A 16,593-nucleotide genomic window follows, 5' to 3' on the forward strand; every position below is an offset into this window, starting at 1 on the left:
AAGTTGCCGGTGGTGAAGCTGGCGGGTACGGTAAAGTTAGCCGGTACGCTCACCGTCACCGTGATAGGCCCTGTCGTGACCGCCGTACCGATGTTGCTCACGGAGATAGGCAACGTACTGGTCACCCCAACCGTGAGGGCCGGGAAGGGCTGGCCGATGGTGATTATCAGATCCGGTGCCGGTGCGGCTTTGACCGGTCCCGCTGTCACGGGTGGTGCCTGGTTGTTAGCCGGGTTGCTGTCGCCGGGGGTGTTGACCCCACCGTTGATGGTGGGTGTGCTGCCGATGGCTGCGGCCGTTGGGGTGAGGGGTACGGCTAATGTCGTACTGCTACCCGCCGTAATGGGCGTGTTGCTGGTACAGGTCACCGTGGCCGAGGCCACCACACAACCGAAGTTGCCGGTGGTGAAGCTGGCGGGTACGGTAAAGTTAGCCGGTACGCTCACCGTCACCGTGATAGGCCCTGTCGTGACCGCCGTACCGATGTTGCTCACCGAGATAGGCAACGTACTGGTCACCCCGGCCGTGAGGGCCGGGAAGGGCTGGCCGATGGTGATTACCAGATCCGGTGCCGGTACCGCTGACACAGGCCCAACTGTTACGGGTGGCGCCTGGTTGTTGGCCGGATTGCTGTCGCCCGGTGTATCTACTCTACCGTTGATGGTTGGTGTACTGCCGATGGCGGCTGCTGTTGGCGTGAGCGGGATAGCCAGCGTCGTACTATTGACCGCCATCAGTAGTGTAGGGCTGGTACAGGTCACCGTCCCCGAAGCTACCACACAACCGAAGTATCCGGTAGTAAAACTGGCGGGTACAGTAAAGTTCGCTGGTACACTCACCGTGACGGTAATGGGTCCGGTGGTAGTCGCATTGCCAATGTTACTCACCGAGATGGGCAAGGTGCTGGTCATACCCGCTACCAGAGATGGCATGGGTTGTCCGATCACAATCACCAGATCCGGTGCCGGAGCCGCTCTAACCGGCCCTGCCGTGATGGGTGGTGCCTGGTTGTTAGCCGGGTTGCTGTCGCCGGGCGTGTTCACCCCACCGTTGATGGTCGGTGTGCTGCCGATGGCTGCGGCCGTTGGGGTGAGGGGTACGGCTAATGTCGTGCTGCTACCCGCCGTAATGGGCGTGTTGCTGGTACAGGTCACCGTCGCCGAGGCTACCACGCAACCGAAGTCACCAGTAGTGAAGCTGGCGGGTACGGTAAAGTTAGCCGGTACGCTCACCGTCACCGTGATAGGCCCTGTCGTGACCGCCGTACCAATATTACTCACCGAAATCGGTAAGGTGCTGGTGACCCCGGCCGTGAGGGCCGGGAAGGGCTGGCCGATGGTGACCACCAGATCAGGTGCTGGTGTGGCTAATACTGGCCCTGCCGTGATGGGTGGTGCCTGGTTGTTAGCCGGGTTGCTGTCGCCGGGCGTGTTCACCCCACCCGTAATGGTTGGCGTACTGCCGATGGCGGGTACTGTTGGGGTGAGGGGTACGGCCAGGGTGGTGCTGCTACCCGCCGTGATGGGGGTATTGCTGGTACAGGTCACCGTCGCCGAGGCTACCACGCAACCGAAGTCACCAGTAGTGAAGCTGGCGGGTACGGTAAAGTTAGCCGGTACGCTCACCGTGACGGTAATGGGTCCGGTGCTGGTGGCATTGCCAATGTTGCTCACGGAGATGGGCAGGGTGCTGGTCACCCCGGCGGTCAGGGCCGGGAAGGGCTGACCAATGGTGATCACCAGATCCGGTGCCGGAGCAGCTAGTACAGGTCCTGCCGTTACGGGAGTAGCCTGGTTGTTAGCCGGGTTGCCGTCGCCGGGGGTGTTGACCCCACCGGTGATGGTGGGTGTGCTGCCGATGGCTGCGGCCGTTGGGGTGAGCGGTACGGCTAATGTCGTGCTGCTACCCGCCGTGATGGGGGTGTTACTGGTACAGGTCACCGTGGCAGAGGCCACCACACAACCGAAGTTGCCGGTGGTGAAGCTGGCGGGTACGGTAAAGTTCGCTGGCACACTCACCGTCACCGTGATAGGCCCTGTCGTGACCGCCGAACCAATGTTGCTCACTGAAATCGGTAAGGTGCTGGTGACCCCGGCGGTCAGGGCCGGGAAGGGCTGGCCGATGGTGATCACCAGATCCGGGGCCGGGGCCGCTGTAACTGGCCCAACCGTCACGCTCGGAGACTGATTGTTGGCCGGATTGCTGTCGCCCGGCGTGTTCACCCCGCCGGTGATGGTCGGTGTACTGCCGATGGCTGCGGCTGTTGGGGTGAGGGGTACGGCCAGGGTGGTGCTGCTACCCGCCGTGATGGGGGTGTTGCTGGTACAGGTCACCGTGGCCGAGGCCACTACGCAACCGAAGTCACCGGTGGTGAAACTGGCGGGTACGGTAAAGTTGGCTGGTACGCTCACCGTGACGGTAATGGGTCCGGTGCTGGTGGCATTGCCAATATTACTTACAGAGATGGGTAAGGTGCTGGTCACCCCCGCTACCAATGCCGGGAAGGGCTGACCGATCCGTATGACCAGATCCGGTGCTGGCACCGGAGCTACCGGCCCGACTGTCACGGGTGGTGCCTGGTTGTTGGCCGGGTTTCCGTCGCCGGGGGTGTTCACCCCGCCGTTTATGGTGGGTGTGTTACCTGTGGCTGCTGCCGTTGGCGTAAGGGGTACAGCCAGGGTGGTGCTGCTACCCGCCGTGATGGGGGTGTTGCTGGTACAGGTCACCGTTGCCGAGGCCACCAAGCAACCGAAGTCGCCAGTCGTAAAGCTGGCGGGAACCGTAAAGTTGGCTGGTACGCTCACCGTGACTGTGATGGGTCCCGTTGTTACAGCACTCCCAATATTACTCACGGAGATGGGCAGGGTACTGGTTAACCCGGCCGTCAGGGCCGGGAAGGGCTGGCCGATGGTGACCACCAGATCAGGAGCAGGAGCGGCTAACACAGGACCGGCCGTAACAGGTGGTGCCTGGTTGTTGGCTGGGTTGCTGTCGCCGGGGGTGTTCACCCCGCCGTTTATGGTGGGTGTGTTACCTGTGGCTGCTGCCGTTGGCGTAAGGGGTACGGCCAGGGTGGTGCTGCTACCCGCCGTGATGGGCGTGTTACTGGTACAGGTCACCGTCGCCGAGGCTACCACGCAACCAAAGTCGCCCGTGGTGAAGCTGGCAGGAACCGTGAAGTTAGCTGGTACGCTCACCGTGACGGTAATGGGTCCGGTGCTGGTGGCATTACCAATGTTGCTCACGGAGATGGGTAAGGTGCTGGTGACCCCAGCGGTCAGGGCCGGGAAGGGCTGACCGATTCGTACGACCAGATCCGGTGCTGGCGCGACTAACACAGGGCCGACCGTTACGGGTGGTGCCTGGTTGTTGGCCGGGTTGCTGTCGCCGGGGGTGTTCACCCCACCGTTGATGGTCGGTGTGCTGCCCACCGCTCCCGGTGTTGGGGTAAGCGGTACAGCTAGCGTGGTGCTGCTACCCGCCGTAATGGGCGTGTTACTGGTACAGGTGACCGTGGCCGAAGCCACCACACAACCGAAGTTACCGGTGGTGAAACTGGCGGGTACGGTAAAGTTGGCTGGTACACTCACCGTGACGGTAATGGGTCCGGTGCTGGTGGCAGTGCCAATATTACTCACCGAAATAGGCAGGGTGCTGGTCACCCCGGCGGTCAGGGCCGGGAAGGGCTGGCCGATGGTGATCACCAGATCTGGTGCCGGAGCAGCTAACACCGGGCCTGCCGTTAAGAGCGGAGCCAGGTTATTAGCCGGGTTGCTGTCGCCGGGCGTGTTTACCTCACCCGTGAAGGTAACGGTGCTACCTACCGCTGCTGCCGATGGCGTGAGCGGTACAGCTAGCGTGGTGCTGCTACCCGCCGTAATGGGCGTGTTGCTGGTACAGGTGACCGTCGCTGAGGCCACCACACAACCAAAGTCGCCAGTCGTAAAGCTGGCGGGAACCGTAAAGTTGGCTGGCACGCTTACCGTGACGGTAATGGGTCCGGTGCTGGTGGCATTGCCAATGTTGCTCACGGAGATGGGCAGGGTACTGGTTACACCCGCTACCAGTGCCGGGAAGGGTTGACCGATCCGTATGATCAGATCCGGTGCCGGAGCGGCTGTCACCGGCCCTACCGTAATGGGTGATGCCTGGTTATTGGTCGGGTTGCTATCACCCGGTGTGTTGACGCCACCGTTGATGGTGGGTGTGCTGCCCACTGCTGCGGCCGTTGGGGTGAGGGGTACGGCCAGGGTGGTGCTGCTGCCCGCCGTGATGGGGGTGTTGCTGGTACAGGTGACCGTCGCTGAGGCCACCACACAACCAAAGTTGCCGGTGGTGAAGCTGGCAGGAACCGTGAAGTTGGCTGGCACGCTTACCGTGACGGTAATGGGTCCGGTGCTGGTGGCATTGCCAATGTTGCTCACGGAGATGGGTAAGGTGCTGGTGACCCCGGCGGTCAGGGCCGGGAAGGGCTGACCGATGGTGACCACCAGATCCGGTGCCGGAGCAGCTAACACCGGCCCTACCGTAATGGGTGGTGCCTGGTTATTGGTCGGGTTACTGTCGCCGGGGGTGTTACTGCCACCGTTGATGGTTGGCGTGCTGCCCACTGCTGCGGCTGTTGGGGTGAGGGGTACGGCTAATGTCGTACTGCTGCCCGCCGTGATGGGGGTGTTGCTGGTACAGGTCACCGTGGCCGAAGCCACCACACAACCGAAGTTGCCCGTGGTAAAACTAGCCGGTACGGTGAAGTTAGCCGGTACGCTCACCGTGACGGTAATGGGTCCCGTTGTTACAGCACTCCCAATATTACTCACGGAGATGGGCAGGGTGCTGGTGACCCCGGCCGTTAGTGCCGGGAAGGGCTGGCCGATGGTCGTAACCAGATCGGGAGCAGGGGCGGCTAACACGGGCCCGACCGTTAACGGCGCGGCTGCATTGTTCGCCGGATTACTATCGTTGGGGTTGGCGACTATACCATTGAAGGTAACGGTGCTACCCACGGCGGCTGCCGATGGCGTAAGCGGTACGGCCAGGGTGGTGCTGCTGCCCGCTGTGATGGGGGTCGTACTGGTACAGCTTACCGTGGCCGAGGCCACCACACAACCAAAGTCGCCGGTGGTGAAGCTGGCAGGCACTGTCACGTTAGCCGGGATAGTTACTGTTACCGTAACGAGTCCGATGGTTGATCCTAATCCTATGTTACTGACCGAGACGGGCAGGGTGCTCGTTACCCCCGCTGTGAGTGCCGGGGTGGGCTGACCGAAACTCATGATCAGATCAGGCGTAGCGAGGGTGCCAAATGTCAATGCACTGTAGGTATCTGGAATAAAGGAGGTGCTGGAGGTGATTGTTCCCACGCCCCCCAGGGTGCCGGTGATCGACGCCTGACCCAGGTTCTCCCACTTGCTGGTCGACGTATTATAGCCAACGACAATAAGTCGGGACGCTATGCCCCCAGCCAGGGTATTGAGATCACTGGCGGCATTCCAGGTTAAGGTTACGGTAGTCGCTGCGGTACCGTTCAAATCCCAGTATTCGACCGGACTCACGCCCGTTACTCCCGTGCCCAGGTTGCCCGTTGGGAACGGGGCTCCGGTGGGCAGGGTGGCCGCAGAAGGATTTGTACTGAAGTACGCGGCATCATAGGCCGTCGATGAAGCGGGGGCCGGAATACTCAATGCCCGGTAGGCGGTTCCACTCCCGATGGGGAACGTAAACGCCGATGTGCCGTAGGTACGGACATAGCCGTTTACGTGCGCATTATCAGCAGCACCGGTCCAACTGGCACCCGGCGCAAAGCTAAAGTACCCCGGAACCGGACTTCGGTCGGTCAGGATAATTCCGGGCAACGTGCCACTCCCCCCGCTCTGGAACGAGTGGGCACCAAAAACGGTGGTTTCGGCGCCTGTCGGAATAAACGCATTGCCCTGACTTCCCGACTGGGCATGCGCCAGATGGCCTATTCCGGTCAGGTTGATCAGAATAAGCATACTGGCTAGTATACGATGCAGTAGGTACTGCTTAGTAAAGGTTGACCTCATTGCCCATTTGGTTTATTTAGTAAAAACAGGTATTGGTAAATAATATCGGCTGTGGGTAAACAGACCGACAGGTATCAAAAAAGAACGATTCGCCAGTGACACCAACTCCGGCTTGTGGTCGGCATGGCAAACCAACCGGTCGGCCATGCCTTTTTTTAATTACGTGTTAGAACCAGCTTCCATTTACTTGGCGGCTATGGCGTTTGCCACAGTCAAATTGTTTTTAGCCTGCTCGAAATCAGGGTTTAATTTCAGGGCCTCATTAAACGCAGCCAGGGCCATGTCTCTTTTCTTCAGTTCCAGCAGGATAAGCCCCTGGAGATTTAGCAGCCCCGCCCGAAACGCTACGGTCTGTACTTGCTTGCCATCCAGCATAGCAACCTGTAGCTGCGAACTATCTGTAGCAGGCACTACCTTCAGGAGTTGCTCGGCGGTGAGGGCCGCTTCGCCCATTCGTTTGATGTCGTATTCCAGCTTTAGTTTCTCGAAGCCAAAAACTGGTTTTTGGGTTTTCTCGAACAGTGCCCCATAGGCGTCTATGGCCTTCACCCAATTCTTTAGCTGACTATTCGCCAGGGCCTTCACTTCCATCCGCAGGTCCGAATAGCCTTTGGCGGCTAGCTGTACTTCGGCCAGCCTGCCGGCTTGAACAAACTGCCCCGTTTGGGCATACACCAGTGCCAGCGTATCGGCATACGGCGCTCCGGTGGGGTTGGCCGCCAGGATGTAATGAAGGGCCGATATGGCCGTAGCATAATCCTGCAACGACATCGCGTTTCGGTACACGGCCAGGTGGGCATCCGGATACGCACCGGGCACGACCGGTTGTTTGGCCGGTTGCGTGGGCTGGGCTTTTTGCCCCATAACGAGACTGGTGGTTACCAGTAGCAGCACCAGCGAGCGGCTGCTAAATTGGATATAGCGTTGCATAGCTATTTGTTATGAACAGAAGAGCCCCTCCCCACCGGGGCACCCACCAAAAAGCGGGCACCCCAGTGGCGGGCGATTCTCTTAACAGAATAAAGTCTTACTGTTTTACGTGAACGATACCGGTAGCATCCTGAAAGAAAGCACCGGCCGTTAACCCGCCACCGCCAGCGGCAGCATCGGTGGCATAAACGGGAAGCCCGACAACCTGTAATTTCGAGGTTGGCGTAGCCGTTCCAATACCCACCTTCCCAGCGAAGTAGTTGTTATCTACTGGACCTGCTTGGTAAATACCATACCCTAATGCCGTAGCACCAGATTGATTTATAAAAATGCCATAGGTGTTGGTTCCTGATGCATTAATAATCAATCCTGTTGCATTATCGATAGTGCTACCAATACTATTACCAACGTTTAAACGTGCACCAACGGCGTCTGTGATACGGCCACCACCACTGTTGGCGAAATCCACGTTGATTCCAGCAGTTTTAGTACTAATAGTACCTGTTCCTTCGTGGACCCAATTAACTGCAAGACCGTACACGTCTCCACCTGTAATATTGTTGGCACCTTGCACGTGCAATAAGGAATGTACAGCCCTTGCATTTAAGTTGGCAGCACCCGTAGGATTAAGTGCTACTTCAGTTATATTTCCATTGAGGTAGCCTGAAACATCCGTAAAGGTTTTTTGTAACCCAAACATCGAATTCGCTGTCCCATAGAACAGGGTATTATTGGGATCAGTTGTTCCAACTCCCACTCTACCAGCGAAGTAGTTTTTATCATTTACGCCTTTTTGGTAAACACCCCATCTATTTTGGCCCACCAAATTATCTATATAAAGGCCAAAAGAATTGGTGATATTTGCATTATTTCCACCTTGAGTAGCCGCATAGCTATATGCATTTGTTATGGTTCCGTTGACACCTATTACAGATGATCTGTTACCATACGCATCATCAATTGAGCCAGTACTACCATTTATGGCATAAGAATTTACACCTACTGCTGTAGTTATTTTCCCCGATCCCCAATTTTGTGCGTCTGCATTTAAACCCAAAAAACCTTGGGTAATGTTACCCGAGCCGTGGTGTTCAAAATTACTCGCTATGCCTATCATATCAGCCCCTGAATAATTGGCAGAACCAGAAGTGTGCATAAGGCTATGAATGTTTCGGTAATAGTTTCCAGAAACGTCAGATGCAGGGTTAAGTAACCTGGATGCAACGATGGTATTAGTAGTGCCGCCACTAAGCATATCGGTATTAACAGCATCGCCTTGTACTGCCAACAGTGAAGATGAATTGGTTAATCCAAAAAACTGCATCACATCGGGGTCGGTGTTAAAATTACCAATGGCAGCTTTGCCCTTGTAGTAAATTTTCTCCGTGTTTGACACCGACCCGGTGTTGGTAGCCGTACTGAACCAGGGCTCGGCACCCGCACCCGACACTTTCACCCATTTGAGGCCATCGTTGTAGTAGTAACCCGGCGTTACATCGCCCGCCGTGGCGGTGTTGTAAACAGTCATACCGGCCACGTGGCTGGCCAGGGGCGTAAAGGCGGTGGTGCTGGTGAGAGCCACGCGGGGCAGCAGAAAGCCCTGTTTGGTACCGCCAGTAATGGCGTCTACCTGAAACACGGCGCTGGGGTCGATGGTGGTGGGGTTGGCCCCTACCTTCATCTGGGCACTGGCACTCAGGGCACTCAGCAAGCCAAAGCCGCTGGCCAACAATACTTTTAAGGTAGATGTTTTCATTGGTTTCTTAATTGGATATTAGTCCGTTTAATGATCTATACTCAGTATACCGGCTGCCTCAGGTAGCCGGTCGTTAGCGGATCAATCAAATCAGGCTTTGGGCGGAGGAGCGTCCACCTCATCGTAAATAGACCGTTGCACAGTCGCGTTTAGGTCTATCAGCGCGTTATCGGCCGCGTCGGCAAACGTGTGTGTGCGCCAGGCATCAGCTGGTAATACGCCGTTTAGGTTCGACGCGCCCGCACCTCCTCCTGCCGTCAGGGGTTGGTTGTCGGGCCTGAATTCGGTTTCTACAACAACGGCGCTTTGCCCAATCACCCGGATATGCTGCCGGTCGCGGGCGGCTATCACGTCGGCGTTGGGGACGATAAGCTGCGCATCAATCAGGCGAAGTTCGCCCTGAGGAATACTCAATTTTTTAATAACTACCAGATCCGATACCACATCGACACCCGCCGGGTTTTCGATCGTTAAACGACTGAGGCTATGGCCTTTGGCGTCGATAGTCTGGCTGATGGGCGCGGCCATAATCAGTTCGCCATCGCCGAGCACATCGGCTTCCAGCGTCAACTGATCGCCAAATAGGGCTACCTGTGACAACGGTGCTATATATACGTCATCCTGCACCATCACCCCAGTCTGGGCAATGGCAGCGTTGCTCAATAACAGGCAACTCAGGATAGCGAAACTAAACAGCGTTTTCACGTTCGTCAGCAGGTGATCTAGTTTGGGCATAAATACATGATGTGCCTTTGATCGAGCAATCGTTAGTTATCTATTCTCAAGCCAAAGCGGAATGGAGATAGATGCTGATTTATCGACCGAAATCGAGGTAGCAAATCCTATGCTAACGAATCTTCGTAGATATGTATGGGGACAAAAGGCATATTTAGGTATACAGACGACTGAGTCTTTGCAGATGCCGTCAACGGTAAAGCGGGTAGGTAGTAAGATGGTCTACATTTACAAATAGTGAGCCAAGAATAAAGAAGCGACTGGGTTATCGTACTTATTGAGGCTGTATACTCATAGAGAAAGCCTTGAATTTTTGTCACATCGTCGGCGACAGCCTCACCTGAATACCATGGAGTGAATTAAAGGCGTATCGGGAATGGGTGTTTACTGGCTTACTTAACCGGATACCTGGCTAAATAACGTAGGCTTACTTTAAGCTTGAAATGAGTTAGTTTTATTTCCCTTGGCAAAAATGTACCTTGCAAAACCGGGGATACAACTAGATACAGAACCGGTTTTACGTATGAAGAATGCAGAAAACACGGCCCTTGCCGACTTCACGACATTAGCAAACACAACACAGATCCCTGCAATGCCTCAAATAAATGTTTCTTCCGAAATAGGTACACTCAGACGATTGCTGATTCACAGCCCGGATCGGGGGCTGGGTAAAGTAGTGCCCTCAAAAGCGCAGGACTGGCTTTTTGAAGATATTGTGCATCTGGATATGATGCGCCGGGATGAATACGATTACTACGTTAAGATTCTGTTGTATTTCCTGGACCCCGACAAAGTACGCGGCAAAATAGCCGAACTCGGACCTGACTCCGACCGGTCGTTTTTTAAACCCGATCACGAAGAGTATTTCAAGTCGGACAAAGTCATTGATATTCAGAATCTGCTTTCCGATATTCTGGCCGATGAGGTAATCCGGACGCGGCTCATTGCGGCTATTTGTGGTATCGAGCGAACGTCGTTCAGAACCCAGCAGCAACTGGCCGCGTTCGACCCGGTCGAACTGGCGAAAATTATGATTTCCGGTTCATTACCCGACCGCAGAATGCTCTTTGCGCCACTGCCTAACTTCATTTTCACGCGCGACATTGGCATTGTTATCAACGACCATATTCTGCTTAATAAACCCGCTAAGCTGGCTCGTACCCGCGAGGCCTTGCTGACTCAGTATATTTTCTTCAATCACCCACTTTTTGCGGGTTATCAGGATAAAATCCTTGAAATACCGGATAATGAACATGCTTTTCTGCTCTCCGACGCCGATACCAAACGAGACATTACGCTCTCGACGCTGGAAGGGGGCGATGTCATGATGATTGGCAAGCGCCACCTGATGATCGGCGTCAGCGAACGTACCACCTTATACGCAGCCCAGCAGGTAATGCGGCTGGTATTTAGTAAGAATGTGGTCGATACGGTTACCATTCTCCAGATACCCAAAAAGCGCGACTATATGCACATCGATACCGTGTTTACGCAGGTAAAACGCAATGTGTGGGTGTTGCTGGGTTCACTGGCCCGAACCGGCGATGAAGCGAAGAAGCGCGATGTTATTCACTTTTTCGCCCCCAAAGACGTATCGGAAGATTTGAAAATTATGCAGTTCATTAAAGGGCTGGAGCATAAACCTATCGAAATAGAAAACCTGGAGGATTTATTGACCGATATCAGCAAGAATGATTTAGGGGCGACCGAACCTGTCCGGTTCATTTATTCCGGCAACAATGAATTTCCTTTTGGCGCCCGGGAGCAATGGACAGACTCCTGCAATTTGCTTGCCCTGAAAGACGGTGTGGTGGTTGGCTACGACCGTAACGAAAAAACTGCCGAAGCCTTTCGGGAAGCCGGGTTCGAGGTGATTGGGGCGGCTAAATTGCTGGACCGTTTTGAGCGGGGCGAGTCCTCTCCGGAAACCATCGAAAATACGTTCATCATGCTGCCATCTGCCGAGCTGAGCCGGGCGCGGGGTGGCTCGCACTGCATGAGTCTGCCGCTGCTGCGGGATGAGGTTTAAGTCGGTAAGTCAAACGTCATCAAATGAAGTTAAATCAATAACTTATCTGGCTCATCGACTAGGGTATGTTGGTGAACAACAACGCACTCGGATTATTTTATTGACTGAGGAGTTGTCTAAGATGATAAACGCTTTCAGCCGGGCATTGAACAAATAGGTTGATCATGCTAACTTGCTGGACAAAACGAGTTGGTAAGCGGCTGCGCCCAAGTCGGTAAGTGGCTGGCCCATGCGAATACTTCTGGCGTCAGCCACTTACCAACTTACTGACTAAAAAGACTTACCTGACCTACTAAATAACTTTTCATGCAATCACAAGCTACTTCACGCATTCTGATGATCCGACCGGTGAACTTCGGGTTTAATACCGAAACTGCCGAATCAAATGCGTTTCAGAATAGTCAGCTGGCCGCGCAAACGAAGGATACAGCCCAGGAAACCGCCCAGCGAGAGTTCGACGAGATGGCGCGTCAGCTACGGGCTATGGGGGTCGATGTTATAGTTTACGACGATACAACAGAACCCTATACACCCGATTCTATCTTTCCCAACAACTGGATTTCCTTTCACGCCAGCGGAACGGTGGTCTTGTACCCTATGCAGGCAGAAAACCGTCGTCTCGAACGCCGGCAGGATATTATTGACGACCTGCGCAAAAATTATCACGTAGCCAAGGTCGTTGACCTGACTCATTTTGAGCGGCAGGGAAAGTTTCTGGAGGGAACTGGCAGTATGATCCTCGACCGGATGAACCACGTTGCCTTTGCGAGTCTGTCGCCCCGCACGCATCCCGATGTGCTGGCGGAGTTTAGTCGACAGACGAACTACCGTATTGTATCGTTTAACTCGGCCGATGCTAATGGTCAAGCTATTTATCATACCAATGTGCTCATGTGCATTGCCGATACCTTTGCCGTCGTTTGCCTGTCGGCCATTACCGATCCTGATGAGCGTCTGATGGTGCGTCAGGAGTTGGAGAAGCTGAACAAGCGGGTCATTGACATATCGCTGGAACAGATGGCCAATTTCGCCGGGAACATGCTCATGGTAACGACCAGCAGAGGGCAGAAGCTGCTGGTGATGTCGACCCGCGCTTTTGAGTCGCTAACCCCCAAACAGATTGACCTTCTCGACGATTATACAACCCTGGTTCACTTCGATCTGTCCACGATCGAAAACAACGGTGGCGGCTCCGCCCGCTGTATGATGGCGGAAGTGCATTTGCCAAGGAAATAAGGAGCGAGAAGTGAGGAGGGCTGGCGCGGGCGTTGGTCGCACAGGTACCCGCCCTCCTCACTTCTCGCTCCCAACTCCTTTTTTTTTACTCCATTGTTTGCACATACAAATATAACCCATTACCTTTGTGCTCATCATCGGGGAATAATGTAATGAACGTAGAAAGAGTGGTTGCCGTAGCTAAAGAGGAAAAATCCGTTACGCGGTTCAGTGCTTGTCTGTTGTTCTCTGCCAACGCGCTGTCGCGGGCTATTACGGCAATTGGTGACGAAGAATTTGGTCGGTTTGGCCTTTGCTATTCACACGCGTACATGCTGTGCGAAGTGGTTGGGCAACCGGGTATTACACCATCTGAATTAAGTGAAACGCTCTACCTGACACCATCGACGATTACACGACTGGTGGAAAAGCTGGAACAGAAGCGCCTGGTTCGCCGGGAGTCGGAAGGTAAAAAAACGCTGATTTATCCGACTGTAGAAGGCACTGCCCTGCAGCCCGAAATCAGCGAAGCCTGGGACCGCGTTGGTGTACGCTATTCCCAGTTGATCGGCGAAACGAACGTTTGTCAATTGACGAAGCAAGTGTTCAGCGCCGTACAGGCCCTCGGAGAGGGTGCCTGAAAAAATTTACTAAAACTATTGTTTGCACATACAACAAGACTTGACAGCCATGAAAACAAAGGAAGAAACCAACGGAACGATCGGCGTAGTGATTGGCCACACAACGGACATGACCAAAGACGTTTGTCGCTCATTTGCCAGGCAGGGCATCTCAACGATTGTTGTGCAGAAAGAAAGTCACACGCATGACGTAGAGGAGGCTCCTGAGCAAAACCACTGGTCAGGACAGCCGGGTAAAGACCTATTTTTTAACGGATGGAAATTGCTGTTCTAAAGGCCAATACAGGCAACCCAACCCGAAATCCTCTGGGTTGCCTTCTCCAACGAACAGACTAATCAAGGACTATTATAGGCCGACTTCTTTGCTAACTGCCCTGCCGTTTATGGTAGAGTAAAACTAGAAGCGTTTGCCAAAAATGAGTTTGCCCCGGCGTTTAACGCTTTAACACCTCAACGATAACCTACCCTTTTCAGAAGATTTACAGAGAAAGTCCCGAGCAGGCGCTTTCTCTGTAAATCTTCTTATTTTTCGGCCTGCTGGATTGGCGGTAAAAAGGAATAACTATATATGAAGACAGCATTGATTACAGGTGCAAACGTCGGGATAGGACTGGCAACTGCAAAAGCACTGGCCCGGCGGGGTTTTAACCTGATTCTACTGTGCCGAAACGAAGCAAAAGGCCAGGAAGCGGTAACGACGATAAAACGCATTAACCCGGCCGTAACGGTCGAACTGGTACTCGCCGATTTAACGGACACCGATTCGATACGGCGGGCGGCCGGGCAGATCAGGGCTACGCATAGCCAGTTGGATGTGCTGATCAATAACGCCGGGTACTCACCCGACCGAATCGAGTTCGTTGGTACGGTAGAGAAATCGTTCTACGCCAACCACATCGGTCACTTCGTGCTCACCTACCACCTGCTCGATCTGCTGAAAGCCGCCGGAGAGGCTCGTGTTATCAACCTCTCCTCGGCGGCCTATATGCTGGGGAAAGCTTCCCGATTTTTTCAGCACGATAAGAAACTCTCACTCCTGGCTGCTTATGGCGATGGTAAACTGGCCAATGTATTGTTCACCAGAGAACTGGCTACCCGCTATGCCGATTTGGGAATTACGGCCTACGCGGTTCACCCAGGTGTTGTTAAATCTAACTTTGGGAGCAACTTCACTGGCCCCATTCAGCTGCTTATGTCGGTAGCCAGGCCCTTTATGCGAAGCCCGGAGCGGGGTGCCGAAACATCCGTTTATCTGGCTACTGCGCCCATCGATGTAATTACCCGGAAGGACGGAAAAGCGGGTGGCTCGGGTGGCTTCTTTGCCGATTCAGCACCGAAACTAGTAAAGCACGTTGATAATATAAACCGGCAGGCTGCCGACTTGTGGGAAAAAACGATGGCGTTTGTATAGCCGGGTTCATGCATAAACGGAGCGGAAACAAAAATGGCGACACCCAGTCGGGCATCGCCATTTCAAAACCCACTCTATGAGAAATATTATCGTTTATCGGCCTCCCAGGGGGAAAATATAGCCGATAGTGCCCTGTCCTACAATTTGTTTGGAGTCGGCGTTGAATCCGGCAGCATCATTGCCTAACGAGTATAATCCGCGTACTTCAACGGTAACATGTCCGGGTCCGGCTTTTAACGCAGCTCCAACGCCCAGCGCTCCCCCAAACCCAAAGCGTCCTTTGGCTCCATCAACAATGGGGGTTGTCTTGCCGTCGATACTGGTGTTTAGCTGATAGGAAGCATACGGCCCTACGTTCACAAAAAACCGGTTTCCTGCGTAGGTTCCGGTCGAAAATTTTACAAATAAGGGAACCTCAAGTGCATCAGTGGCGGTATTGGCGACCCCAAATTCTGTCACTTTTGTCGCAGTCCGGCTATAATTGATTTCAGGCTGGAAGGAAACGTGTCCCGCGCCAAAGTTGAACGTTACACCACCCACAAAACCCAAAGCGGGATCGGTAAAGGCTTGCTTCTCCAGAAAAAGGGGATAGGTTACGCCCCCACGAAACCCAATTCGTGTGCCCGATGTACTGCCCGCCGAGGCCGTGCGCTCGGGCTGGCTAACCCCCGTTTCTGCTTGGCCCCCTGATCGGCTCGGCTGTTGGGTTTCTGTACGTGCGGGCGCGGCCGTTGTTGCCTTTCGGTTAATACCGTGATGTTCGTCGTAAAGATCCTGCATCCGGTTTGTGCTGCCACCAGTTGCCGTATTGCTGGCTGGCGATGTCGCTGCCTGGGGTTTAGTCTGGGCAAACGAAAGGCTTACCGGTAAAAGCAGAAGGGTCAGAAACGAATAAATCGACTTCATTGAGTACATAGTTGGACTTGATTGTGTAAGATTAGTCGCTAATCTACTAAAATCTACAACAGCACTTAGGAAACGGTAAGTCTTGTTGAGCATACGGTTCACGAATGGCGGCAAACATTTTACCCGAAAGTAGAGTAAGTAGTATGGAAAATATGTCAGTATGAAAACGGAACATCAGCGTACGGCCCTTATTACAGGGGCTAATAGAGGAATTGGTAAAGAAATTGCCCGGCAACTGGCCCAACGAGGATTTGCTGTTTTTATTTGTGCCCGCGATATTCTGAAGGGACGAGAAGCGGCCGAAGAACTTTGTCAGGCTGGTTTTGAGGCCACTTTTATTCAACTCGACGTAACGGACCCGGTTAGTATTCGGACAGCCTGTGGTACGTTTTCTCAAAAAGCAGATCACCTTGATGTGCTGATCAACAACGCCGGTGTTCTGGAAGATCACGGGGAAAACATTCTTAAGTTAAATCCTGAAATGCTGGACCGTACGCTGAAAGCTAACGTTACGGGACCCATTATGGTAATTCAGGACTTTTTACAACACCTGCAAAAAAGCGAAACCGGAGGCCGGATCATCAATATATCAAGCGGGGTTAGTTCGCTGGCGCACATGACAACTTATGCCCCAGCCTACAGCATTTCTAAAACGGCACTCAACGCCGTAACGAAGCAGTTTGCCGGTGCCTTAACAGAGCATAACATCGCCGTTAACTGTGTTGATCCGGGCTGGGTTCGTACCGATATGGGTGGCCCCAGCGCCAGCCGGCCCGTTGAGAAAGGAGCCGAAACGATTGTCTGGCTAGCCGCCGATGCCCCCCAGTCCGAAACCGGCAAATTCTGGCGTGATAAGAAGGAAGTTGAGTGGTGAGGTGGTGGAATGGTGAAGTGGGTAGAGTAAGTGTGGTGAGTGAAACTACTGC

The 16,593-nt window shown here is 54.1% G+C and carries 11 protein-coding genes and 1 pseudogene; 7 read left to right on the forward strand and 5 right to left on the reverse strand.

From position 1 onward, the window contains the following. The 4 genes and pseudogenes from NT073_RS27665 to NT073_RS27680 all read right to left on the reverse strand — a co-directional run. A pseudogene (locus NT073_RS27665) lies at positions 1 to 5,993 on the reverse strand (hypothetical protein); the annotation flags it as partial. 234 nt (positions 5,994 to 6,227) lie between these two features. Then, entirely contained in the window at positions 6,228 to 6,974 is a 747-nt protein-coding gene (locus NT073_RS27670) for a tetratricopeptide repeat protein (RefSeq protein ID WP_297380390.1), read from the reverse strand. A gap of 97 nt (positions 6,975 to 7,071) precedes the next feature. Next, positions 7,072 to 8,730 carry a hypothetical protein gene (locus NT073_RS27675; protein ID WP_297380394.1) on the reverse strand — a complete coding sequence of 553 codons (1,659 nt, stop codon included), beginning with the start codon at positions 8,728 to 8,730 and terminating at the stop codon, positions 7,072 to 7,074. 90 nt (positions 8,731 to 8,820) lie between these two features. Further along, positions 8,821 to 9,465: a hypothetical protein gene (locus NT073_RS27680; RefSeq protein WP_297380396.1), complete on the reverse strand. Its 645-nt coding sequence runs from the start codon at positions 9,463 to 9,465 to the stop codon at positions 8,821 to 8,823. A 592-nt stretch (positions 9,466 to 10,057) separates the two neighbouring features. Between NT073_RS27680 and NT073_RS27685 the strand changes: the two genes are divergently transcribed. From NT073_RS27685 to NT073_RS27705, 6 genes are all read left to right on the forward strand, one after another. After that, a complete protein-coding gene (locus NT073_RS27685) occupies positions 10,058 to 11,494 on the forward strand; it encodes an arginine deiminase family protein (RefSeq protein WP_297380463.1) in 1,437 nt (478 codons plus the stop codon). Beyond that, positions 11,484 to 11,651 carry a four helix bundle protein gene (locus NT073_RS33430; protein WP_366107927.1) on the forward strand — a complete coding sequence of 56 codons (168 nt, stop codon included), beginning with the start codon at positions 11,484 to 11,486 and terminating at the stop codon, positions 11,649 to 11,651. The genes NT073_RS27685 and NT073_RS33430 overlap by 11 nt, the downstream gene beginning before the upstream one ends. A gap of 149 nt (positions 11,652 to 11,800) precedes the next feature. Then, entirely contained in the window at positions 11,801 to 12,730 is a 930-nt protein-coding gene (gene ctlX / locus NT073_RS27690; protein ID WP_297380398.1) for a citrulline utilization hydrolase CtlX, read from the forward strand. A gap of 152 nt (positions 12,731 to 12,882) precedes the next feature. Beyond that, complete coding sequence (locus NT073_RS27695) at positions 12,883 to 13,350, forward strand: MarR family transcriptional regulator (protein WP_012924811.1); 468 nt, start codon at positions 12,883 to 12,885, stop codon at positions 13,348 to 13,350. A 49-nt stretch (positions 13,351 to 13,399) separates the two neighbouring features. Continuing rightward, positions 13,400 to 13,624, forward strand: coding sequence for a hypothetical protein (locus NT073_RS27700; protein ID WP_297380401.1), 225 nt, complete (start codon positions 13,400 to 13,402; stop codon positions 13,622 to 13,624). Between the two features lie 294 nt (positions 13,625 to 13,918). Then, positions 13,919 to 14,761, forward strand: a complete 843-nt coding sequence (locus NT073_RS27705) for an SDR family NAD(P)-dependent oxidoreductase (RefSeq protein WP_297380404.1) — start codon at positions 13,919 to 13,921, stop codon at positions 14,759 to 14,761. A gap of 93 nt (positions 14,762 to 14,854) precedes the next feature. On the opposite strand, the gene NT073_RS27710 is transcribed toward NT073_RS27705, so the two are convergent. Further along, complete coding sequence (locus NT073_RS27710) at positions 14,855 to 15,667, reverse strand: porin family protein (RefSeq protein ID WP_297380407.1); 813 nt, start codon at positions 15,665 to 15,667, stop codon at positions 14,855 to 14,857. A 160-nt stretch (positions 15,668 to 15,827) separates the two neighbouring features. Here NT073_RS27710 and NT073_RS27715 point away from each other — a divergent pair, with 160 nt between their 5' ends. Next, on the forward strand, positions 15,828 to 16,541 hold the full coding sequence (locus NT073_RS27715; protein ID WP_297380409.1) for an SDR family oxidoreductase: 714 nt from the start codon (positions 15,828 to 15,830) through the stop codon (positions 16,539 to 16,541). The last annotated feature ends 52 nt before the right edge of the window (positions 16,542 to 16,593 follow it).

Origin of the sequence: Spirosoma sp. (assembly GCF_026391055.1) — a bacterium.
In the GTDB taxonomy this organism is placed as follows: domain Bacteria; phylum Bacteroidota; class Bacteroidia; order Cytophagales; family Spirosomataceae; genus Spirosoma.